The sequence below is a fragment of the Glycomyces amatae genome (assembly GCF_020991375.1).
GTDB classification, from domain to species: Bacteria; Actinomycetota; Actinomycetes; order Mycobacteriales; family Micromonosporaceae; genus Glycomyces; species Glycomyces amatae.
Window position 1 is genome coordinate 45,715 of the sequence record NZ_JAJLQZ010000024.1, and the last position, 21,081, is coordinate 66,795.

The following is a 21,081-nucleotide window of genomic DNA, read 5'->3' on the forward strand; positions in this document are numbered from 1 at the left end:
TGCGGGCATGGACATCACCATTCAATCGAGCTTCCTCCCGCAGGACGACCCGGACGCCGCCCTGGCGTTCTACCGCGACATCCTCGGCTTCGAGGTCCGCAAGGACGTCGGCTACGACGGCATGCGCTGGATCACCGTCGGCCCTCCCGGCCAGCCCGGCACCTCCATCGTGCTCCACCCGCCCGCCGCCGACCCCGGCGTCACCGACGACGAGAAGCGCGTCATCGCCGAGATGATGGCCAAGGGCACCTACGCGGGGGTCAACCTCGCCGCCGCCGATCTCACCGCCGTCTTCGAGCAGGCCGTCGCCCGCGGCGCCGAGGTCGTCCAGGAGCCGACCGACCAGCCGTGGGGCGTGCGCGACTGCGCCTTCCGCGACCCGGCGGGCAACATGGTCCGCATCAGCGAACTCGCCTGAACCGGCGGCGGTCCCGCCGGACGGGTCCGCGGCCCCTCCGGCGGGACCGGACCGCTCAGTCCGCGGCCGGCGCTCCCAGGGCCGCTTCGCGTTCGGCGCGCCAGTTCGCCAGGTACGGCCTCGCGGCGTCGACGGCGTGCGCCGCGCGGACCGCCCGCGCCGCCGCGGCGAACGCGTCGAGGTCCGGCTCGTCCACCCGCCACCCGTACGGGTAGTCGAAGTGGCTGTGGAAGTGGTCCATCCACATCAGGACCAGGTCGCCTTCCGATTCCAGGACCGCTTCGGCGCGGCGGGAGCCGCGCTCGTGCCGCTCGACCTCCCAGCCGCCGCCCTCGCGCGGCGCGGCGGTGAAGTCGGGGTCGTAGAGCCAGCTCCAGCGCCCGTCCTCGAGGAGGCGGGGCGCGTCGCGCCGCCCCTGCGCCAGCGCCGCCGCGAGCGCTCCGGGGGTCCACGGCGCGGGGAAGTACGTGGCCATGGCCGTGCCGAGTTCGAACGGCGTCAGGTCCGCCCCCCGCCCCTGCGCCGCGAGCTGCTCGCCGAGGACCTTCGCCGCGAGCGAGGGCGCGGCGTCGTCCACCAGCGCCACATGCAGCTGGAGGGCCCGCGTGAAGCGCTGGTGCTCGGCCGGGGACGCGAACGGGGGCAGCGGGATCGACGCCACGACGGGCCGCCCCCACGGGACGGCGGGATCAGGTGTGCGCACCGGCCCGATTATGCCCGCCGCGTCCCGCCGGCCCGGCCGAGCGCGGTTCGAACGCCCGCCACCGGGTAGCCACAGTGGAGTCGACGAAGGGAGACGCCATGCGAGCGTCCTTCACCGGGCTCCTGGCCGGCATGCTGCTGGCCGTCGCGATCGTCGCGGGCGGGGGCCTCGGCGTGCTCTTGGCGCTGCTGCTGGGACTCATCGGGTTCGCGGTCGGCGCCGCCGTCAGCGGCGAGCACCGGTCCTTCAAGCGCCTCCGGCGCCGCCGCGTGTTCCGCTAGCCTCGGACCCGTTCGACACGAGCTTCAGCCCGATGACGGCGCCGATGACGCCGGCCAGGAAGACGACCTTGCCGACCGAGACGTCCTCGGCCCCCGTGGCCATCGCGTACGCCACCGTCAGGGCCGCGCCCACCCCGACCCACACCGCGTAGGCGGTGCCGATCGGCAGGTGCTTCGCGGCCAGGCCGAGCCCGATCATGCTGCCGGTCAGGGCGGCGAAGAACACGACGGTCGGGACGGGCTCGCTGAGCCCGTCCGACCGGCCGAGCGCGGTGGCCCAGACGGCCTCGAGCACGGCGCTGGCGAGCAGGATCGCCGACGGCACGTCAGCTCACCGCCTTCAGGCCCACGACCGAGCCGATCAGGAGGAGCAGCAGCAGCGACCGAGCGAGCGTGAGCCGCTCCTCGCCCCGCCAGAGGCCCCACACCACGGTCAGGGACGCGCCGACGCCGACCCACACCGCGTAGGCGGTGCCGGTGGGCAGGGAGGTCATCGCCCAGGCCAGGCCGGCCATGCTCAGCGCGAGCGCGATGAAGAACAGGAGGGCGGGCCGGAGCCGCTTGAAACCGTCGGAGGCGGAGAGCGCGGTGGCCCAGACGGCCTCCATCATCCCCGCTGCGATCAGCACGATCCATGCCATGGCGACCTCGATTCCGTGGCCGTCTTGTCGTGGTGCGGGTACAGCTCCCTCGTCCGCGGGCCCGATCGCCGGGCCCCGCGCCAATGCTAGCAACCGCTCTCGACTCCGGCGGGGAACCGGGACCGCCGAGTAGGGTGGGACCGTCTTCGACTTGAAAGGGGTTTCACGTGAGCGTCAGCGTGCTGTTCATCGGCGGTACCGGCCGGATCTCCACCTCGTGCGTGCGGGAGGCGGTCCGCCAGGGCATGGACGTCACCGTCCTCAACCGGGGCAGGACCGGCGAGCGGGCGCTGCCCCCCGGCGTGGACACCGTCACCGCCGACGTCAACGACCCGCAGGCGGTCCGCGACGCGCTCGGGAACGCGACCTACGACGCGGTCGTCAACTGGGTCAACTTCACGCCCGCGCAGGTGAAGCGCGACATCGACCTGTTCGCCGGGCGCACCGGCCAGTACCTGTTCATCAGTTCCGCCTCGGCCTACCAGACCCCGCCCGCGCGCCTGCCTGTCACCGAGTCCACGCCGCTGAAGAACCCCTTCTGGCAGTACTCGCGCGACAAGATCGCCTGCGAGGAGCTGCTCGTCGCCGCCTACCGCGACGCGGACTTCCCGGCGACGATCATCCGGCCCTCCCACACCTACGACGAGACCATGCTGCCGTTCGACGGCGGCTGGACCGTCGTCGACCGCATGCGCAAGGGCAAGCCCGTCATCGTGCACGGCGACGGCACCTCGCTGTGGACCATCACCCACAGCCGCGACTTCGCGGTCGGCTTCACCGGCCTGCTCGGCAAGGAGGCGGCGATCGGCGAGGCCTTCCACATCACCGGCGACGAGGCGCCCACCTGGAACCAGATCTTCCGCCACGTCGCCGACGCCGCGGGCGTGGACGACCCGGAGCTGGTCCACGTGCCCTCCGACGCCATCGCCGCCGCGGACGCGAACTGGGGCGCGGGGCTCCTCGGCGACAAGGCCCACTCGATGGTCTTCGACAACGCGAAGGTCAAGGCCCTCGTCCCCGAGTTCGGGCGGAGCACCACTCCGTACAAGCTGGGCGCGCGCGAGGTGCTCGCCTGGTACGACGCCCACCCCGAGCACCAGGTCGCCGACGCCGAGACGGACGCCCTGATGGACCGCCTGGCCGAGCGCTACGCGCCCCGGCCCCTGTGACGCCCCCCGGACGGCCCTGAAACGCGCGGCGGCCGGGAACCGGACTCCGGTCCCCGGCCGCCGCCCCCACGCCGTCAGTCCCGCACGAGCTCCCAGCCGTCCGCCTCGAGGCCCGTGCCGTCGTGCACCACGGACCGGCCCTCGCGGACCTTCACCTTGTCGACGTACACGCCCCGGCCCTGGTAGGCCGGGTCGCTCGTGTACCGCCACCGCAGCCGCAGGGTGCCGTCGGGCACCCGCGCGCGGGCCTTGATCCACTGGCGCCCCGAGAAGCCCGAGAAGGCCCCCTCGGTCCGCCAGTGGTGGTCGTCGGTGCGCAGGTCCAGCGGCACGGGCGCCCAGTCCCGCCCGTCCGGGCTCGCCTCCAGCGCCGCCTCGTCGGTGGCCTCGGTGTCGTACCAGAGCGCGAACTCGGCCTCGGCGCCCAGGCTCGCGGTCGGCAGCGCAGCCGTCAGCGTCGCGGACGCGCCGTCGACCTGCCCCGAGTACCAGGCGTGGCCGCCCGTGCGCGGGCGCACCGGCACCGCCCGGCCCATCGGGCGGCTCGCCGCCCGCCGGTAGGCGCTCGCGGTGCCCCAGTTGCGGGTCGGGTGCACGCGGTTGGTCAGGAGCACCAGCAGCGTCCCGGCCAGCGGGTCGAGCACGAGCGACGTGCCGGTGTACCCGGTGTGGCCCACCGTGACCGGCGAGCTCATCGCGTCCATGTACCAGCGCTGCCCCAGCTGCCAGCCCAGGCCCCGGGCGGCGCTCTCGCCCATCCCGGCGTTCTGGTCGGTGAAGACCAGCCGCGCGGTGGACTCGGTGAGGACCTCGGCGCCCCGGTAGCGGCCGCCGTTGAGGATCATCTGGCCGAACACGGCCAGGTCCCAGGCGGTCGCGAAGACGCCCGCGTGCCCGGCGACGCCGCCGAAGGCCCACGCGTTCTCGTCGTGCACCTCGCCGCGGACCATGCCGCGCCCGGTCCACGGCTGGAACTCCGTGGCCGCGGTGCGCCCGGGGTCCGGCGGGTTGTAACCGGTGTCCTTGAGCCCGAGCGGTTCGCACACGAGCTCGTCGACCAGCCGGTCCAGCGGCTTCCCGGCCGCGGCCTCCAGGACCTTCGCCAGGACGATGAGGTTGAGGTCGGAGTACTCGTAGCCGCTGCCGGGCGGGCGCCGCAGCGGGTGGGCGTAGATCGCCGCCATGCGGGACTGCTCGTCGGGCTCGTCGTAGAGGTTGATGAACGCGATCATCCCGGAGGTGTGGGACAACAGGTGCCCCAAGGTGATCGGGCTCTTCTCGGGGTCGAAGGAGTCGAACTCGGGCAGGTGCTCCACGACGGGGCTCTTGAGGTCGATCAGGCCCTCGTCGATGAGGCTCCCGGTGACGGTGGCGGTGAACAGCTTCGAGATGGAGGCGAGGTCGTAGACGGTGTCCTTCTCGGCGGGCTCCCACCGGTCCTCGGGCAGTTCGACGGCGGTCTTCGCCGCCTCGTCCCAGCCCTCGTACCGGAGCCGGTGGCCCCCCGCCTCGTGCAGGGCGACGACGCCGTGGCGGGCGGCCAGGACGGTGTAGCCGGGGAAGGAGGGGGCCGGGCCGGCGGTGAAGGCCTCCAGGCCGGGCGCGATCCGGTCGAGGTGCGCGGCGGTGAGGCGGGCCTCGCCGCAGGAGCCGTACCGCAGTCGCATCGGGTGTTCGGGGAAGGTCACGTCGTAGGGTCCGGCTGTCGGCGGGCCGGTCAGTTCGGGCATGGAGGGGAGCTCCTCGGCGTTGGCGCGGGAGGCGAGCGCGAGCGCCGAACAGATCGCCCCCGCCGCGCCCCCGAGCATGGTTCGACGCTGCATCGTGTCTCCTGGTTATCGTGCCATCACTGAGCGGTGCGGCGATAGAGCAAGTGCGACTCTCTTTGCTCGGAAAACGCATCCAGTTCGTCAGTCCACAAAGGTGTGACCTCGTCGATGTCCGCCCCGGCCTCGATCGCGAGGCGGACCGCCTGGTTGCCGGTGAGTTTGTCCAGCCAGAACGAGGTGACGTCCTGCGAGCGCCACCCGTACTCGGGGAACAGGCGGCGCTGCTCGATGATCATCGCCAGGCCCGTCCGGATCGGGTCGAACTCCCTCCGGTCGGTCACCTGGAGCTCGACGCCGCCGCACACCGCCGAGGCCCATTTGGAGAACGTCGGCGTGAAGTAGGCCTCGCGGAACCGGGTCCCCGGCAGGCCCTGGACCGCCTCGGACCACGCGTGGTCGACGCCGGGCGCGCCGAGCAGCTCGAACGGCTTGGTCGTGCCCCGCCCCTCCGAGAGCGCGGTGGCCTCGAACAGGCACGTCCCCGGGTAGGCGACCGCGGTCGCGACCGTGGGCATGTTGGGGGAGGGCGCGACCCACGGCAGGCCGGTGTCCTCGAAGTACATGTCCCGCTTCCACCCGCGCATCCTCACGACGGTGAGGTCGGCGGGCTCGGGCACGAACTCGGCGTTGAACAGCCCCGCCAGCTCGCCCACGGTCATGCCGTGGCGCTGCGCGATCGGCTTGAGGCCCACGAACGTCGCGTGCTCGGGGTGGAGCACCGGGCCGCTCGCGGCCCGGCCGCCGATCGGGTTGGGCCGGTCGAGCACGACGAACCGCAGGCCCAGCTCCCCGGCCGCCTCCAGCGCGAGGTACATGGTCCAGATGTAGGTGTAGAACCGCGAGCCGACGTCCTGGATGTCGAAGACCAGGGTCTCGACCCCGGCCTCGGCCAGGAGCTCGGCCATCCGGTCCTTGTCGTTGTACGCGTTGTAGACCGGGATGCCGGTCTTCGGGTCGAGGAAGAAGTCCTCGCCCTCGCCCGCCTGCGAGACGCCGCGGAAGCCGTGCTCGGGGCCGAACACGGCCACGACGTCGACCTTCCCGCTGCCGTGCATGAGGTCCACCTCGTGGCTCAGGTCCGGGAGCACGCCGGTCGGGTTCGAGACGACGCCGACTTTCTGGCCGGCGAGTTCGGCGAAGTCGTCGTCGGCGAGGACCTCGATGCCCGTGGCGACCCGGCGCCCGCGCGCCTGGGCCGGGACGGCGGCCGCGGTGGCGGCGAGGGCGGTCCCGGCGACGGCGCCGCCGAGGAGTCTTCTGCGCTGCATGTCGTCCTCCTAGTAGCTCAGGCCGTGGCCGAAGGCGAACAGGACCGTTTCGGGGTCGTCGGCGCGCGGGATGTCGACCGGGAGCCTCCCCTGCGGCGGCGCGCCGCCGAGGACGGCGCCGACCGCGGACTCGAGGCCGTCCGCGGCGTACGAGTAGGTTGCCAGGTAGGCGGCGACGTCGTCGGTGAAATGCGCGATGTCGTAGGGGTTCCTGACGCCGAGCGCGACGACCGGGACGCCGGTGGCCGCCAGGGCCTTCACCAGGTCGGTCTGGGCCGGGTTGTCCGCGACCCCGTTGGTGGCCACGACGATCAGCCCCTGCCCCTCGGCCGCGGCGACGGCGGCGTCGATCTGCGCCTGCGTCGGAGCGATCCCGGTGACCAGCCTGGTCGCGGACCAGCCGCGCCGCCCGAACTCGTCGGCGAGGACGCTCGTGGTGGTCTCGCCCCAGCCGGTGACGAGCGCGAATCCGCCGTCGGTGACCACCGGCAGCGTCCCGTCGTTGACGACCATGGTCGTGGTCCGGTCGCTGATCGCCTGCGCCGCTTCGAGGTGCTCGGGGACGCCGACGACCTCGCCCACCTCCTCGGGGTCGGCGTACGGGTCGCGGAACAGCCCGAGGCGGTACTTGAGGTCGAGGATGCGGGTGACCGACTCGTCGATGCGCCGCTCGGTGAGCTCGCCGCCGGCGACGGCGGCGAGCACCGCGTCGTAGGCCAGGCCGATGTCCTGCGGCATGAGGAGCACGTCGACGCCGGCCTGGAGCGCGAGCACGGGCACGCGGTCGTCGCCGTAGCCCTCGCGCACGCCCTCCATCTGGAGCGAGTCGGTGAAGACGACGCCGTCGTAGCCGAGCTCCTCGCGCAGCAGCCCGGTGAGGATCGGCTCGGAGAGCGTGGCGGGCCGCAGGCTCTCGTCCAGGGCCGGGAACTGGATGTGGGCGGTCATGACCGCGTCCACGCCCGCCGCGATGGCGGCGCGGAAGGGCGGCGCGTCGATCGCCTGCCACTCCTCGTAGGTGTGGTCGATCCGCGGCAGCTCGGCGTGGCTGTCGTCCTCGGTGTCGCCGTGGCCGGGGAAGTGCTTGACGCACGACCCGAGGCCGCCCCGCGCCTGGTACCCCTCGACCTGCGCTTTGACGAAGCCGGCGACGTGCTCGGCGTCGGACCCGAAGGAGCGGACGCCGATCACGGGGTTGGCCGGGTTGACGTTGACGTCCGCGTCGGGCGCGAAGTTCTGGTTGAGCCCCATGGCGCGCAGCTCGGCCCCGGCGACGGCGGCCGCCTCGCGCGCGACCTCGGGGTCGTGGGTCGCGCCGAGGGCCATCGCCCCGGGCAGCTGGGTCGCGGGCGGCCCGATGCGGGTGACGAGGCCGTGCTCCTGGTCGGTGGCGATGAGCAGCGGCGTGCCGCACGAGGCGGTGGCGGCCTCCTGGAGCCCGTTGGAGAGCGCGGTGATCTGGTCGGGGTCGGCGACGTTGTTCGACCATGCGAAGTAGATGACCCCGCCGAGGCGGTACTTCTCGAGGAGTTTGACGGCGTTGTCGACGCCGTGGTCGGCCTGGTTCTTGGCGACGTCGGCGGGGTCCGCGGTGTCGGCGGTCCGGCCGTACGCGTACGTGGTGAAGAGCTGGCCGACCTTCTCCTCCAGGCTCATGGCCTTGAGGCGGCGCTTGACGAACCGGCGCCGCTCCCGGTCGCCGTGCGCCTGGGCGGCGCCGGCGGTGGCGACCGCGGCGGCGGCCCCGAGGGCGGCGGCGAGCACGGTCCGGCGGGGATGCGTCTCCATTGACAGGGCTCCACTCTGTGCGGGTGAACGGGGGATGGGGTCCCTTTTCGACCGGGTATGGCCCGATCCGCTCATCCTGGCAGAAACTTTCAGGTGAAGGCAAGACTACGGAGAGAATTTTCGTAACTGGTTTCGGCGGGGCGCCGCCGGCGCCCGCGCCCGTCGAACCCAAGCCCGCTGCGGCCCAACCGATCGGCGTTGCCCACCCTCAGCGCAGCGGCTCCTCGCGGTATTCGAGGGTTCCGGCGTCGGCGTCGAGCACGGCCTCGACGCCGAGCATCATGGTGAGCGCGGGCGCGCAGTGCCCGAACCCGAACTCCTCGGCGACCGGCACGCCCAGTCCGCCGAGCTGGTCGAGCAGCACGGGCCGGACCTCCTCGTAGGGGCCGCAGTCGGTGAACGACCCCAGCGCCACCCCTGCGATCCCGTCGAACCAGCCCGCGCGCCGCAGCTGGGTGAGCATCCGGTCGATCCGGTAGGGCCGCTCGTCGGTCTCCTCGATGAGCAGGATCGCCCCGCCGAGGTCGTCGCGGTGCTCGGCGGTGCCGACGCCCGCGGCGAGCATCGACAGGCACCCGCCGACGGTGACCCCGGCGGCCGTCCCGCCGGTGAGCGGCCGCCCCGCGACCGACTCGACCCGCCGCGCCCCCTCGGGCTCGAACAGGGTGCGGCGCAGGTGCTCGCGGGTGCCCTCGTCGGCCAGGAACACCGACCAGGTCGGCATCGGCCCGTGCACCGACGCGACGCCCAGCCGCAGCGCGACCGCCTCGTGCAGGGTCGTGATGTCGCTGAACCCGATGAGCGCCTTCGGTTCGCGCCCGCGCAGCGCCTCCCAGTCGACCAGGTCGACCATGCGGTTCGCCCCGTACCCACCGCGGGCGCACACGACCGCCGCGATCGACGGGTCCTCCCAGGCGGCCTGGAAGTCCGCGGCGCGGTCCTCGTCGGTCCCGGCGAGCGCGGTGAACCACGGATGGAGGTCCCGGGCGTGGGGCATCTCGACCGGCTCCAGTCCCCACCGCCGCAGCACCTCCAGCGCGGTGTCCACGCCCTCCGGCGGCGACGGGCTCGAGGGGGACACCACGGCGACCCGGTCCCCGGGGGCGAGTCGGCGGGGCCGCCGCAGCGGCTCGAGGCTCACGGGTGCAGCTCCAGATCGAAGTCGGGGCCTTCGAACCCGAAGACCCGCGCGTACAGGGCGTGCTCGGCGAGCACGGCGTCCACGATGGTCGACGCCTGCCGGAACCCGTGCTGCTCGCCCTCGTAGGCGCGGTAGGCGTGCGGGACGCCCTTCCCGGCGACGCGCTCCAGCAGCCGCTCGGCCTGCGCGGGCGGGCAGATCTCGTCCTCCAGGCCCTGGAGCAGGATGAACGGCGCCGCGATCCGGTCCGCGTGGTCCACGGGCGACCGCTCGCGCGAGCGCTCCTCCAGCACCTCCGGCGGGCCGACCAGCGAGTGCACGTACTGCGCCTCGAAGTCGTGGGTGTCGTCGCCGGTCCAGCCCGCCAGGGTCAGGATCGGGTACTTGACCACGGCGCACGCGTACAGCCCCGCCGCGGCCGGGGAGGTGAGCGACGCGGCCGAGGTCCAGCCGCCCGCGCTGCCGCCGCGGATCGCCAGGCGCGCCGGGTCGGCGGCGCCCTCCGCGGCGAGGGCCCGCGCCGCGGCCGCGCAGTCCTCGACGTCGACCACGCCCCACTGCTCGCGCAGCCGCTCGCGGTACTCGCGCCCGTAGCCGGTGGAGCCGCCGTAGTCGACCTCCACGACCCCGATGCCCCGCGAGGTGAAGTAGGCCAGCTCCAGGTCGAGCACGGCCCGCACGTTGCTGGTGGGCCCGCCGTGGACCCACACGACGAACGGCGGCCGCTCGCCCTCGGGCGCCTCGAAGTCCGGGTTGCGGGGCGGGTAGACGTGGGCGTGCACGTCGCGCCCGTCCGGGCCGGTGAACGTCCGGTGCTCGGGGACGGGGTAGTACGCCGGGTCGACCGCGTCGGTGTGCGCGGCGGCGACGACGCGGGCGGTGCCCTCGACGGTGTCGACCTCGACCACCTCGTAGCCGCTGGAGGCGCTCGCGGCCAGCCCGTAGGCCCTGTCGCCCACGGCGACGAGCCCGGGCGCCCAGTCGGTCCAGGGCCCCTCGACCGGGTTGAGCTCGCGGTCCCAGGCGTCGAAGACGCTCAGGCGCTGCCCGCCCCTGCCGTGGACGGCGGCGATGTCGCCGCTGGCGAGGAGCTGGAACCAGCGCATCCCCAGCCCCCACATGGGTCCCGCGAACTCCTCCTCCGCCGGGTGGATCTCGCCGGTGTTCCCGTTCTCGGGGTCGACCCAGTGCAGGTTCCACCAGCCGGTGCGGTCGCCCGCGAAGACCAGCGTGCCGTCCCCGGCCCACTCGACCTGCGCGATCGACTCGCCCTCGCCCCCGGCGACCGTGGCGGCCCCCTCCAGGCGGCCGTCCGCGGTGATCTCGGCGACGCGCAGCTCGGTCTCGTCCCAGGGCATGTGCGGGTGGTTCCAGGCGATCCACGCCACCGCCGACCCGGAGCGGTGCAGCTTCGGCCCGGTGACGAACCGGTAGGCGTCGTCGGTCAGCTCCCGGACCTTCGCGCGGTCGCCCGCGGCCGAGCCGTCGAGCGGGACCGCCGCCAGGACGCGGCGCACGTCCGTGGGCCGCTCTCCGGTGAACTCCTCCAGGACCGCCCAGACCTCGCCGAACTCGTCCGCGAACACCGGTTCGCACCAGCGCAGCCCCCCGGGGATCGCCGGGGCCGGGGTCAGCGGCACCGGCTCGCCCCCGGCGTCCGGTTCGAACCGGTACAGCCGCTGGTCGGCGTAGTTCGTGAAGACCACGAGCGGGCCGTCGTCGCCGACGGTCCCGGCCCACGGGTGCCCGCCGTACTCGTGGACGCGGTTGCGCACGTTCCACGGCGCGGGCAGGACCGCTTCGGCCGTCCCGTCCTCGCGGCGGCGCACCAGGGCCCGGCGCCCGCCCTCGGCGGGCCGCGGCTCGGTCCACCACAGCTCGCCGCCGACGGCGCCGAGATGGCCCGGCCTGCCGTCCGCCGCGGCGACCATCGCCGTGGTGATCGGGGACTCCCACGTGCCGTAAGGGGACTGCTGCAAGATGACGGGCTCCTCAGTGCTGTTCGTCTGCGCCGGTGCTGTTCAGGTCGGCGTCGGTGGCTATGCGCGCCGCAGGAAGTCGTCCAGGACCCGCAGGCCGAACCGGAGCCCTTCGACCGGGACCCGCTCGTCCACGCCGTGAGCCAGCCTTCCGTACCCGAACTCGGGGGGCAACCCCAGGGGGGAGAAGCCGTAGCCGGTGATGCCGAGGGCCGCGAACTGCTTCGCGTCGGTGCCGCCGGACATGCAGAACGGCACCGGGTGCCCCTCGGGGTCGAACCTGCGGACCGCCTCGCGCATCGCCGCGAACGTCGGCGAGTCGACGGGCGCGCCGAGCGGACTGGTGCGGTGCTGGAACTCCCACCGCACGTCCGGACCGCACAATTCGTCCAGTGTGGCGGCGAACTCGTCCTCGGCCCCGGGCAGCATCCGGCCGTCCACCTCGGCGCTCGCGTGCTCGGGGATGACGTTGACCTTGTACCCGGCCTGGAGCACCGTGGGGTTGGCGCTGTTGCGGAGCGTCGACTCCACCAGCTGCGCGGCCGGGCCGAGCCTCGCGACCGTCCCGTCCGCGTCGCCGAAGTCCGGCTCGACCCCGTACAGCGCGCTCAGCTCGGTCAGCGCGGCCCGCACGGTCGGCGTCAGGCGCACCGGCCACTCGTGCGCGCCGATGCGCGCGACGGCGGCCGCGAGCTTGCTCACGGCGTTGTCGGGGTTGGCCTTCGACCCGTGGCCGGCCGTGCCGCGGGCCGCGAGCCGCAGCCACGCGGTGCCGCGCTCCCCGGCCCCGATCGGGTAGATCCGCAGCTGATTCCCGCCGGTGTCGGTGCCGCCGTGGAAGGTGAACCCGCCCGACTCGGACACGCCCTCGGTGCACCCGGCGAACTTGTCGGCGTGGGCGTCGGCGAGGTACCCCGCGCCGTACTCGGCGCTGGCCTCCTCGTCGGCGGTGAACGCGATGACGATCGGCCGCCGCGGCCGCACGCCCTCCCGGGCCCAGGACCGGACGGTCGCCAGGATCATCGCGTCCATGCTCTTCATGTCGAGCGCCCCGCGCCCCCACAGCATCCCGTCGTCCGTGATCTCCCCCGAGAACGGGTGGACGGACCAGTCGGCGGCCTCGGCGGGCACCACGTCGAGGTGGCCGTGGACCAGCAGCGCGTCGGCGCCCGGGTCGGTCCCCTCGATGCGGGCGACCACGTTGGAGCGCATCGGGGCCTTCTCCAGGATCGCGGCCTCGACGCCGGCGTCGGTGAGCTTCGCGACCGCGTACTCGGCGGCCCCGCGCTCGTTCCCGTCCCCGCCGCCGCGGTTGGTGGTGTCGATGCGGATGAGCTCCGAGGTGAACGTGACGACCTCGTCGAGTGCTTGCGCGTCAACCATACTGCTCCTCCATCGCCTGCGAGGCGATCGTCGTGACGGCCTTGAAGCAGCGGATCGCCGCGTACATCGTGGCCGAGTCGTACCCGATCCGCCGCTCGCCGCACCGCTCCACCCCGGGGACCACGGTCGCGGCCTGCGCGAGGTGGTCGGCGTCGAACTCGACCTCGACCCGGTGCGCCGCCACCACCGGTTCGCGGCGCACCGCCAGCAGCGCCGCCAGGCTCGCGGCCCGGCTCAGGTCCGCGGCCGTGCGCTCCGGGGCCCGGCACACCGCCGCGTACCGGGACACGCAGTCCTTCACCGCCACGCCGATCGCCTCGGGCGCGTAGCCGTCCGCGTCCTCCACGGTCCTGTCGTCGCCGGTCACCATGATGACCGGCACCCCGAACTCGGCCGCGACCGCGGCGTTGAGGCGGCCCTCGCTCGCGCGGACGCCGTCGAGCCACACGCCGGTGACGGTGTTCGCCAGGTACGTGTGCGCCAGCACCCCTTCGGATCCGGCCCCGGCGTGGTAGCCGAGGAAGACCACGCCGTCGACGTCGCCGTGCTGCACGCCCTCCATCATGGAGAGGTCCTTGTGGCGGCCCGTGAGCATCTCGGCGCGCTCGTCGAGCCGCTCCAGCAGGAGGTTCCGCATCGTCCAGTGCGCCTCGTTGACGAGCACCGAGCGCGCCCCGCCGTCGAAGAGCCCGCCGACGACCGCGTTGACGTCGCCGGTGAACACCGGCCGCATCCGCTCCCAGCCGGGCCCGCCCGGCAGGACGTCCTCGGGGCAGGTCACGCCCGTCGCGCCCTCCATGTCGGCGCTGATGAGGATCCTCATGCGGCCATCCTCGCACCGGCGCCGCCGTCGCGGGCGCCGTCTTGTACGCAGTCCAGGTGGCACGCGACCAGGTGCGGCGCCGCCTCGGGCCCGAGGATCCCGGGGTCCTCGCCCCGGCACCGGTGCAGCACCGCGGCGGCGGCGCCGGAGGCGACCTCCTGGCAGCGCGGCCGGAACCGGCACCCGCCGGGGATGCGCGAGGCGTCCGGGAGCTCCCCGGCCAGCACGATCGGCTCGGGCACGGCCTCCCTCAGGACGGGCGAGCCGGGAAGGACCGACACCAGCGCCCGCGTGTACGGGTGCCGCGGCGCGGTGAGCACCTGCTCGACCGGGCCCTGCTCCACGATCCGGCCCAGGTACATGATCGCGATCCGGTCGGCGATGCTCCACGCCAGGCCGAGGTCGTGCGTGATCACCAGCGCCCCCAGGCCCTGCTCCTCCTTGAGCCGCAGCAGGAGCGAGAGGATCTCGCCGCGCACCGAGGCGTCCAGGGACGCGACCGGCTCGTCCGCGACGAGGAGGCTCGGCTCCAGCACCAGCGCCCCGGCGATGACGACCCGCTGCCGCTGGCCGCCGGAGAGCTCGTGCGGGTAGGACAGGAAGAACTGCTCGGGCGGGCGCAGGCCCGCGCGCGCGAGCGCGTCGGCCACCCGGCCGGGCTCGTCGTCGGTGATCCCGTGGATGCGCAGGCCCTCGGCCACGGCGTCGTAGACGGTGTGGCGCGGGTTCAGCGCCCCGCTCGGGTCCTGGAGCACCAGCTGCACCTGCCGCCGGTAGGCCTTGAGCGCCTTGGTCGAGAAGCGCAGCGGCTCACCGCCGAACGCCACGGTCCCTCCCGTGGCCCGCTCCAGGCCCAGGAGCGTGCGCGCCAGGGTGGTCTTCCCGCAGCCGGACTCGCCGGCCAGGGCCACGATCTCGCCGGGCGCCACGTCCAGGTCCACGCCGTCGACGGCGCGGGCGGTCCGCCCGCCCGGCAGTCCGAACTCGACCCGCAGGCCCCTGGCGGTCAGCACCTTCTCCCCGAGCGGGGTCTCAACGGACGGCAACGGGCTCCCCTTCCTGCGCCACGAAGCACGCGCTCGCGCGCGCCGGTCCTGCGGCGCCGGGCACCGGCAGCAGCGCCGGAACCTGTTCGCCGCACCGCTCGACCGCCACGGCGCACCGCGGCCTGAACGAGCAGCCGTCGGGCAGCCGCACCGGGTCCGGCGGGTCCCCGGGCAGGCCCCCGGGGTTCCTCCGCGAGGCCGGGTCGCCGATCACCGGGAACGCGGCGCCGAGGGCCGCCGAGTACGGGTGCCGCGCGTCCGCGAACACCTCGCGCGCCGGGCCCTGCTCGACCACCTTGCCCGCGTACATGACCGCGGCCTCGTCGCACACCGACGAGAGCACCGACAGGTCGTGGCTGATCATCACCAGGCCCACGCCCCGCTCGGTCACCAGCCCCGAGATCAGTTGCAGCACCTGGGCCTGCACCATCACGTCGAGCGCGGTCGTCGCCTCGTCGGCGATGATCAGGTCCGGGTCGCACGCGAGCGCCATCGCGATCATGACGCGCTGGCGCTGGCCGCCGGAGAGCTCGTGCGGGTAGGACCGCATCCGCGAGGGCGGCAGGCCGACCCGCTCCAGCAGCGCCTCGGCCCGCTTCGCCGCCTCGCCGGGCGTGACCGCCTTCTCGTGCACCAGGATCGGCTCGGCCACCTGCCGCCCGATCCGGTGCACGGCGTTGAGCGAGTGCATCGCGCCCTGGAAGACGATCGACGCGCCCGTCCAGCGGACGGCCCGCAGCCGGCCCCAGCCCATCGTGAGCAGGTCCTCGCCGTCGAGCAGGATCTCGCCGGTGACCTCGGCGGTCTTCGGCAGCAGCCGCAGCACCGCCATCGCCAGCGTCGACTTCCCGCAGCCGGACTCGCCCGCGATGCCGAGCGTCCGCCCGGCCTCCACCGCCAGGTCCACGCCGCGCACGGCCGGGACGCGCCCGCGCGAGCCGTTGTAGGTCACCCGCAGGTCCTTGAACTCCAGGAGCGTCACCGCTCACCTCGCAGCCTCGGGTTGAACACGGCCTCCAGCGCCCGGCCGCACATCATGAACGCGAGCACCACGACCAGGATCGCCAGGCCCGGCGGCAGCAGGTACCACCACGCGTGCGCCGAGACGGCCCCGCTGTCGGAGGCGCGGTTGAGGATCGAGCCCCACGAGACCACGCTCGGGTCGCCCAGCCCCAGCCACGCCAGCGAGGACTCCATGAGGATCGCCGAGGGCACCAGGAGCGTGGCGCTGGCGAGCACCAGCGGCAGGACGTTCGGCAGGATGTGCTTGGTCATCTGGTGCCAGTGCCCGGCCCCGAGCGCCTTGGCGCGCTCCAGGTACGGCCGGGACTGCACCGTTAGGGTCTGGGCCCGCACGAGCCGGGTGGTGCCCGGCCACGAGACCAGCGCGATCACGGTGATCGTGGTCGCCATGCTCCGCCCGAGCACGGCCAGCAGCGCGATGGCCACGACCAGGCTGGGCAGCACCATGAACCAGTCGGACAGGCGCAGGGCGACCCAGCCGTACCAGCCGCCGATGTGGCCGCTGGTGATGCCCACGGCGGTGCCGATGACGATGGCCACCACCGTCGCCGTCAGCCCGATGAGGAGCGACAGGCGCGAGCCCCAGAGCGTGAGCGCCAGGATCGACCGGCCCGTCTCGTCGGTGCCGAGCGGGAAGTCCGCGCTCGGCGGCGCCATGCGCCCGCCGGTGGCCTGCGTGACGCTGAGCGCCGACTCGGGGACGAGCACCGGCGCGGCCAGCGCGAGGACCACGATGACGCCCAGCAGCACCAGGCCGACCATGCCGGTCCGCTGGGCGCGGTAGGCGGCCCACGACCGCGCGAGGGACTGCCTGCGGCGCGCCCGCCTGAGCGCGCGCGGTGAGACCGTTGTCGTCGTCATGACCTGCGAATCCTGGGATCGATGAACCAGTAGAGGATCTCGGCGCACAGCACGGTGAGGATGGTGGAGCTCGAGAACAGGACGAACAGCGCCTGGAGCACCGGCCGGTCCGGGTAGAAGATCGAGTTCACGAACAGCGTCCCCAGCCCCGGCCAGCTGAAGACCGTCTCGGTGACGATGGAGCCGTTGACGACCGAGCCGAGCGCGAGGAACACGAGCGTGACCGTGGGCAGCAGCGCGTTCGGCACCGCGTGGCGGCGCCGCACCTCGTCGTCGCGCAGCCCCTTGGCGCGCGCCGTCGTGAGGTAGTCGCTCCCGATCTCGTCCAGCAGGGACGACCGCATGATCATCAGGTACCCGGCGTAGACGACCGCCGTGTACGTGAGCACCGGGAGCACCAGGTGGTGGCCGATGTCGACCGCCTGCGACCAGAAGTCCGGCGGGGTGCTCGGCGAGCGCATCCCGTTGACGGGGAACAGCCCCAGATACCGGGCGAAGACCAGGATGACGATCATCCCGAGCCAGAACGTGGGCGCCGAGTACAGCACCAGGCCCGTGGCGACGTGGCCCCGGTCGAACCGGCTGCCCTGCCGCCAGCCCGAGCGCGTCCCGATCCAGAATCCGAGCAGGACCGCCAGCACCATGCCGGTGCCCGAGAGCAGGAGCGTCGCCGGGAGCCGCTCCACGATGAGGTCGAAGATGGGCCTGCGGTACTGGAACGACTCGCCGAGGTCCCCGGTGAGCGTCCCGGTGAGGTAGTCGACGAACTGCTGCCACATCGGCTGGTCGAGGCCGAGCTCGGCGCGCATCGCGGCGCGCTCCTCGGGCGAGACCGGCCGCTCCCTGGTGAGCTGGTCGATCGGGTCCCCGGCGATGAGCCGGAAGATGAAGAACGAGGAGAACAGCACCAGCAGCAGCGAGACGGCCGCGCCGCCGACGTGCCGGAGCAGGTACCGCCCGAACCCGCTGGAGACGCGGCCCGCGGAGCGCCCCGCGGACGGGGCCTCGGTCGAGGCCCCGCCCGCGGGTGATGCGACGTCGGACGGCCGGATCGCGGCCCCGCTCGCAGTCGTGGCGTCCTCGGACGCGGCGCCCTCCGGCGCCGCGCCTTCGGACGGCGTGCTGTCGGTCATTCGCGCTCGTCCGCCGTCTTCCTGCGCTGGAGCACGAACACGATCGCGCCCGCGGCGGCGACCACGACCGCCGCGGCGACCGCGATCCACACCCACGCCGGGGTGCCGCCCTCGTCCTCGGCGGCGGCCGGCTGCGCGGTGAAGTACGACCACGCGAAGCCCTGCTGGCCGGTGATCATGCCGCCGTCGGCCGGCTGCACGCGCATGTCGGTGATCTTGTCGTGGTTGTAGGCCTCGAGCACGTTCTGGTAGTACAGCCAGATCACGGGGGTGTCGGTGTAGAGCAGCTGCTGCTGCTGCTTCACCAGCTCGGCGCGGGCGGCGGGGTCGGACTCGACCTTCTGCTGCTCGTGGAGCGCGTCGAACTCGGGGTTGCAGTAGGAGTTCTCGCTGGAGCGCTCCGAGCCGTCGGTGAGGGTCGGCAGGACCGAGCAGGTGTGCATGCCCAGCTGCTCGGTCGGGTTCGGGCCCACGCCCCAGCCGGAGAACGCGATGTCGAACTCGCCCAGGTAGGCCCGGTCGTTCAGCGCGCCCTGCTCGATCGGCTCGGCCTTGATCTCGATGCCCAGCTCGGTCCACCACTCGGTCAGGAAGTCCACGATGGTGGCGTAGTCGGTGTTGTCGGCGTGGTGGTAGAAGCGGAAGCTCAGCCGCTCGCCGCCGTCCGGCATGGTGCGGACGCCGTCCTCGCCGCGCGCGTACCCGGCCTCGTCGAGCATCCGGTTCGCCGCGTCGATGTCGAACTCGACGAGGTCGTCGCCCCCGTCCCAGTGCCACTGCTCGAAGATCGAGGGGATCAGCGAGGTGGCCGGGTCGCCGTTGCCGTCCAGGACGGTGTCGACGAGCGCCTGCTTGTCGATCGCGGTGTGCAGCGCCGTGCGCACCACGGGGTCCTTGAGCGCGGGGTGCCCGTTGCCGAACTCGGTGCCGTCCTGCGTGACCGTGCCGTGGTTGAGCGTGAGCGACACGTACCGGCGGCCCTGCGCGTTGTTGACGGTGACGTGGTCCTGGGACTCCAGGGCCTGGATCTGGGCCGGGTTGAGCCCGTTGACGATGTCGACCTCGCCGGCCTCGAGCGCGGCGACGGCCGCGTCGGTCTCGGCGTAGTAGTCGAAGACGACCTCGTCGAAGCCGGGCGCGCCGTCCCAGTAGCGCTCGTTGGCCTCGAGCCGGAGGAACTCGCCGGTCTCGTACTCGGTGACCTGGAACGGCCCGGAGCCCACCAGCGGCAGCTGGTTCGCGTCGTCGGCGGACGGGTCGGGGTAGGTCGACCAGATGTGCTCGGGGACGACGAACACCTCGCGGCTGAGGACCTCGGCGGGCGCGGGCTCGGCCAGCGTCAGCACGAACGTGGCGTCGTCGGGGGCCTCGGCGCCGACCAGGTTCCCCGCGAAGTCGATGTTCCAGTCGTGGATCGCCTGGTTCTCGATGAGCAGGCCGTACGTGTAGGCCACGTCCTGGGCCGTCAGCGGCTCGCCGTCCGACCACTCCACGCCCTCGCGGATCGTGAACGTCCAGGTGAGCCCGTCCTCGGACTCCTCCCACTCGGTGGCCAGGCCCGGCTCGGGCTCGTAGTCGTCCGCGCCCATCCGCGTGAGCGTCTCGTACGTCATGATGCTCGTGTTGTAGGTGATGACGAACCGCCGCTTGAACGGGTTGAAGGTGTCGACCTCCTGGTCCGTGGCGATGAGCAGGGTGTCGACCTCGTCCTCTTGGGCGGCGGCGCCGGGCGCGGCGACCGCGAGCGCCCCCGCCGACAGCGTCAGCGCGACCGCGGCGGAGAGGCACCGCCGCGTCAGGGCATGGGGATTCATGGGGTGCACGTTCCTCGCTTCTCGTTCCGGGCGCCGGGCGCGCTCACGCCGGCGGGCGCACCGGGTCCTCGATGTACCGAACAGAATGACGGAACACTTCTTGAGTTGTCAACGATGTGAAGAAAGTTTTCATTGCTGTGATATGAGGTCCCGCGCGCCCCCGCTGCTCCCGGCCCCGGGGGCGCCGTTCCTAGAGCTTCCAGGCGCCGTTGGTGCCCAGCAGGATCGAGTACACCGAGTCGGTGGCGGTGATGAACAGCCGGTTGCGCTTGGGCCCGCCCCACACCAGGTTCGACACGGCGGGCTGCGGGACGCCGAGCGTCGCCAGGAGCGTCCCGTCGGGGTCGAAGCAGTGCACGTCCCCCGCGGCCGCCCAGACGCGGCCCTCCACGTCCACGCGCAGGCCGTCGAAGTTCCCGCCGGGCGCCCCGTCCTTCCCGGTGGGGACCGATGCGAAGACCTCGCCGCCGCTGAGGCGCCCGCCGTCCACGTCGAACACCCGCAGGTGCCCGCGGCGGGTGTCGGCGATGTAGAGGCGGCTCCCGTCGGGGGAGAACGCGAGCCCGTTGGGCCGCTCGAAGTCGTCGGCGACGCGCTCGACCCCGCCCGAGGGGTCGATCCGGTAGACGTGGCAGCCGTCGATCTCCTGCTCGGCCTTGTGCCCCTCGTAGTCGCTGGTGATGCCGTAGGGCGGGTCGGTGAACCACACCGCGCCGGAGGCGTCCACGACCGCGTCGTTGGGGCTGTTGAACCGCTTGCCCCGCCAGCGGTCGGCCAGCACCGTCACCGAGCCGTCCAGCTCGGTCCGGGTCACGCGCCGCCCGCCCTGCTCGCACGAGACCAGGCGGCCCTGCCGGTCGAGGGTGTGGCCGTTGGCGTAGTTCGCGGGGGAGCGGAAGACGCTGACGGACCCGTCGGTCTCGTCCCAGCGCATCACCCGGTCGTTCGGGATGTCGCTGAACAGCAGGTACCGCCCCGAGGGCACGTACACCGGGCCCTCGGTCCACCTGCCGCCGTCGAACAGGCACTCCAGCGAGTCGTCCCCGGCGACGCTGAAACGATCGTCGAAGACCTCGAAGTGCGCGGTGGTCTTTCCCATCGGTAACTCCCTCCTCATCCGGTGCGTGGAATCTAGCCCTCCGCCCCGCGGTCCGCGCCCCGCCCCCCTGCGGCGGGTTTCCGAAACCTCCAGAGGGGTTCGGGCGCTTGTGCCCCGAAGCGCCCGGTCCTACCCTGTCGAATGTGACCGATATCAATGCTTATCGATATAAGTTCTCACCGATATCCAGTCGCGCACCTCACCAGCCGGCCGGGAAGGGCCCGGCCGCACCGACCAGAGGGGGGGTCGACATGGGACCGGCACTCCCGAACCGCAGACGGCGACTGGCCGCGGTACTGGCGGGGGCGGCGTCCGTCGTCGTCGCCGGCGGCCTCGCCTCGTACGCCACGACCTCCGCCTCGGCGCAGACCGCCGGATGCGAGGTGGACTACCGGATCACCGCCCAGTGGCCCGGCGGCTTCAACGCGGACGTCGAGGTCACCAACCTCGGCGACGCGGCGCTCGACCCCTGGACCCTCGAGTGGGACTTCACCGACGGCCAGCGCGTCCAGCACGCCTGGAACGCCGAGGCCTCCCAGTCCGGCGTCCGGGTGACGGCCTCGGGCGTGGAGCACAACCGGCGCCTCACCGCCGACGCCGCGGTGGGCTTCGGCTTCTCCGGCACCTTCTCGGGCGACGAGAACTCGCCGCCGGAGTCGTTCCGGCTCAACGGCGAGGAGTG

At 73.1% G+C, this 21,081-nt stretch carries 19 protein-coding genes, 1 pseudogene and 1 riboswitch; of the genes and pseudogenes, 4 read left to right on the plus strand and 16 right to left on the minus strand.

The genetic code is table 11. The annotated features are described in order from the left end of the window. Positions 1 to 7: 7 nt before the first annotated feature. The gene (locus LO763_RS24770; RefSeq protein WP_230790335.1) at positions 8 to 418 is read left to right on the plus strand and encodes a VOC family protein; all 411 of its coding nucleotides are present in this window, start codon (positions 8 to 10) and stop codon (positions 416 to 418) included. A 55-nt stretch (positions 419 to 473) separates the two neighbouring features. Here the strand turns inward: LO763_RS24770 and LO763_RS24775 are convergent, their stop codons facing one another. Next, complete coding sequence (locus LO763_RS24775; RefSeq protein ID WP_230790338.1) at positions 474 to 1,121, minus strand: hypothetical protein; 648 nt, start codon at positions 1,119 to 1,121, stop codon at positions 474 to 476. A gap of 98 nt (positions 1,122 to 1,219) precedes the next feature. Between LO763_RS24775 and LO763_RS24780 the strand changes: the two genes are divergently transcribed. After that, the gene (locus LO763_RS24780; protein ID WP_230790343.1) at positions 1,220 to 1,402 is read left to right on the plus strand and encodes a hypothetical protein; all 183 of its coding nucleotides are present in this window, start codon (positions 1,220 to 1,222) and stop codon (positions 1,400 to 1,402) included. On the opposite strand, the gene LO763_RS24785 is transcribed toward LO763_RS24780, so the two are convergent. Both LO763_RS24785 and LO763_RS24790 read right to left on the minus strand, forming a co-directional pair. Further along, positions 1,368 to 1,727, minus strand: coding sequence for a DMT family transporter (locus LO763_RS24785; protein ID WP_230790358.1), 360 nt, complete (start codon positions 1,725 to 1,727; stop codon positions 1,368 to 1,370). The two genes, LO763_RS24780 and LO763_RS24785, sit on opposite strands and share 35 nt — an antisense overlap. A 1-nt stretch (position 1,728) precedes the next feature. Further along, complete coding sequence (locus tag LO763_RS24790) at positions 1,729 to 2,043, minus strand: DMT family transporter (protein ID WP_230790364.1); 315 nt, start codon at positions 2,041 to 2,043, stop codon at positions 1,729 to 1,731. A 14-nt stretch (positions 2,044 to 2,057) separates the two neighbouring features. Then, positions 2,058 to 2,122, minus strand: a riboswitch (guanidine-III (ykkC-III) riboswitch). Positions 2,123 to 2,210: 88 nt separating this feature from the next. Here LO763_RS24790 and LO763_RS24795 point away from each other — a divergent pair. After that, on the plus strand, positions 2,211 to 3,212 hold the full coding sequence (locus tag LO763_RS24795) for an SDR family oxidoreductase (protein WP_230790367.1): 1,002 nt from the start codon (positions 2,211 to 2,213) through the stop codon (positions 3,210 to 3,212). 74 nt (positions 3,213 to 3,286) lie between these two features. On the opposite strand, the gene LO763_RS24800 is transcribed toward LO763_RS24795, so the two are convergent. The 13 genes from LO763_RS24800 to LO763_RS24860 all read right to left on the minus strand — a co-directional run bounded on the left by LO763_RS24800 (position 3,287) and on the right by LO763_RS24860 (position 20,399). Continuing rightward, positions 3,287 to 5,035, minus strand: a complete 1,749-nt coding sequence (locus tag LO763_RS24800; RefSeq protein ID WP_230790370.1) for a serine hydrolase domain-containing protein — start codon at positions 5,033 to 5,035, stop codon at positions 3,287 to 3,289. Between the two features lie 23 nt (positions 5,036 to 5,058). Next, a complete protein-coding gene (locus tag LO763_RS24805) occupies positions 5,059 to 6,309 on the minus strand; it encodes an exo-beta-N-acetylmuramidase NamZ family protein (protein WP_230790373.1) in 1,251 nt (416 codons plus the stop codon). A 9-nt stretch (positions 6,310 to 6,318) separates the two neighbouring features. Next, the gene (locus LO763_RS24810) at positions 6,319 to 8,097 is read right to left on the minus strand and encodes a glycoside hydrolase family 3 protein (RefSeq protein ID WP_230790376.1); all 1,779 of its coding nucleotides are present in this window, start codon (positions 8,095 to 8,097) and stop codon (positions 6,319 to 6,321) included. 208 nt (positions 8,098 to 8,305) lie between these two features. Then, complete coding sequence (locus LO763_RS24815) at positions 8,306 to 9,238, minus strand: S66 peptidase family protein (protein ID WP_230790379.1); 933 nt, start codon at positions 9,236 to 9,238, stop codon at positions 8,306 to 8,308. Beyond that, positions 9,235 to 11,169, minus strand: a complete 1,935-nt coding sequence (locus tag LO763_RS24820) for a prolyl oligopeptidase family serine peptidase (protein WP_369432081.1) — start codon at positions 11,167 to 11,169, stop codon at positions 9,235 to 9,237. Before LO763_RS24820 ends, LO763_RS24815 begins: the two co-directional genes overlap by 4 nt. 108 nt (positions 11,170 to 11,277) lie before the next feature. Continuing rightward, positions 11,278 to 12,600, minus strand: coding sequence for a M20/M25/M40 family metallo-hydrolase (locus LO763_RS24825; RefSeq protein WP_230790385.1), 1,323 nt, complete (start codon positions 12,598 to 12,600; stop codon positions 11,278 to 11,280). Beyond that, positions 12,593 to 13,423 (minus strand): M55 family metallopeptidase, encoded by an 831-nt coding sequence (locus LO763_RS24830; protein ID WP_230790388.1) that lies wholly within the window; start codon positions 13,421 to 13,423, stop codon positions 12,593 to 12,595. Before LO763_RS24830 ends, LO763_RS24825 begins: the two co-directional genes overlap by 8 nt. Then, the gene (locus tag LO763_RS24835; RefSeq protein ID WP_230790391.1) at positions 13,420 to 14,469 is read right to left on the minus strand and encodes an ABC transporter ATP-binding protein; all 1,050 of its coding nucleotides are present in this window, start codon (positions 14,467 to 14,469) and stop codon (positions 13,420 to 13,422) included. The genes LO763_RS24830 and LO763_RS24835 overlap by 4 nt, the downstream gene beginning before the upstream one ends. Then, entirely contained in the window at positions 14,456 to 15,451 is a 996-nt protein-coding gene (locus LO763_RS24840) for an ABC transporter ATP-binding protein (RefSeq protein ID WP_230790394.1), read from the minus strand. The genes LO763_RS24835 and LO763_RS24840 overlap by 14 nt, the downstream gene beginning before the upstream one ends. Beyond that, positions 15,448 to 16,353 carry an ABC transporter permease gene (locus LO763_RS24845; protein WP_230790397.1) on the minus strand — a complete coding sequence of 302 codons (906 nt, stop codon included), beginning with the start codon at positions 16,351 to 16,353 and terminating at the stop codon, positions 15,448 to 15,450. The genes LO763_RS24840 and LO763_RS24845 overlap by 4 nt, the downstream gene beginning before the upstream one ends. Further along, positions 16,350 to 17,486 carry an ABC transporter permease gene (locus LO763_RS24850; RefSeq protein WP_230790404.1) on the minus strand — a complete coding sequence of 379 codons (1,137 nt, stop codon included), beginning with the start codon at positions 17,484 to 17,486 and terminating at the stop codon, positions 16,350 to 16,352. Before LO763_RS24850 ends, LO763_RS24845 begins: the two co-directional genes overlap by 4 nt. Next, positions 17,483 to 19,300: an ABC transporter substrate-binding protein gene (locus LO763_RS24855; protein WP_230790407.1), complete on the minus strand. Its 1,818-nt coding sequence runs from the start codon at positions 19,298 to 19,300 to the stop codon at positions 17,483 to 17,485. The genes LO763_RS24850 and LO763_RS24855 overlap by 4 nt, the downstream gene beginning before the upstream one ends. A 190-nt stretch (positions 19,301 to 19,490) precedes the next feature. Next, positions 19,491 to 20,399, minus strand: a complete 909-nt coding sequence (locus LO763_RS24860; protein WP_230790410.1) for an SMP-30/gluconolactonase/LRE family protein — start codon at positions 20,397 to 20,399, stop codon at positions 19,491 to 19,493. Between the two features lie 251 nt (positions 20,400 to 20,650). Between LO763_RS24860 and LO763_RS30300 the strand changes: the two are divergent. Next, a pseudogene (locus tag LO763_RS30300) lies at positions 20,651 to 21,070 on the plus strand (cellulose binding domain-containing protein); the annotation flags it as partial. Positions 21,071 to 21,081 lie beyond the last annotated feature (11 nt).

Coding starts and splice junctions, on each gene's coding strand:
- LO763_RS24780 (WP_230790343.1), top strand. CDS start 1,220: ATGCGAGCGTCCTTCACCGGGCTCCTGGCCGGCATGCTGCTGGCCGTC.
- LO763_RS24820 (WP_369432081.1), bottom strand. CDS start 11,169: ATGGTCGCCGCGGCGGACGGCAGGCCGGGCCATCTCGGCGCCGTCGGC.
- LO763_RS24850 (WP_230790404.1), bottom strand. CDS start 17,486: ATGACCGACAGCACGCCGTCCGAAGGCGCGGCGCCGGAGGGCGCCGCG.
- LO763_RS24805 (WP_230790373.1), bottom strand. CDS start 6,309: ATGCAGCGCAGAAGACTCCTCGGCGGCGCCGTCGCCGGGACCGCCCTC.
- LO763_RS24790 (WP_230790364.1), bottom strand. CDS start 2,043: ATGGCATGGATCGTGCTGATCGCAGCGGGGATGATGGAGGCCGTCTGG.
- LO763_RS24800 (WP_230790370.1), bottom strand. CDS start 5,035: ATGCAGCGTCGAACCATGCTCGGGGGCGCGGCGGGGGCGATCTGTTCG.
- LO763_RS24830 (WP_230790388.1), bottom strand. CDS start 13,423: ATGAGGATCCTCATCAGCGCCGACATGGAGGGCGCGACGGGCGTGACC.
- LO763_RS24770 (WP_230790335.1), top strand. CDS start 8: ATGGACATCACCATTCAATCGAGCTTCCTCCCGCAGGACGACCCGGAC.
- LO763_RS24825 (WP_230790385.1), bottom strand. CDS start 12,600: ATGGTTGACGCGCAAGCACTCGACGAGGTCGTCACGTTCACCTCGGAG.
- LO763_RS24855 (WP_230790407.1), bottom strand. CDS start 19,300: ATGAATCCCCATGCCCTGACGCGGCGGTGCCTCTCCGCCGCGGTCGCG.
- LO763_RS24860 (WP_230790410.1), bottom strand. CDS start 20,399: ATGGGAAAGACCACCGCGCACTTCGAGGTCTTCGACGATCGTTTCAGC.
- LO763_RS24810 (WP_230790376.1), bottom strand. CDS start 8,097: ATGGAGACGCATCCCCGCCGGACCGTGCTCGCCGCCGCCCTCGGGGCC.
- LO763_RS24845 (WP_230790397.1), bottom strand. CDS start 16,353: ATGACGACGACAACGGTCTCACCGCGCGCGCTCAGGCGGGCGCGCCGC.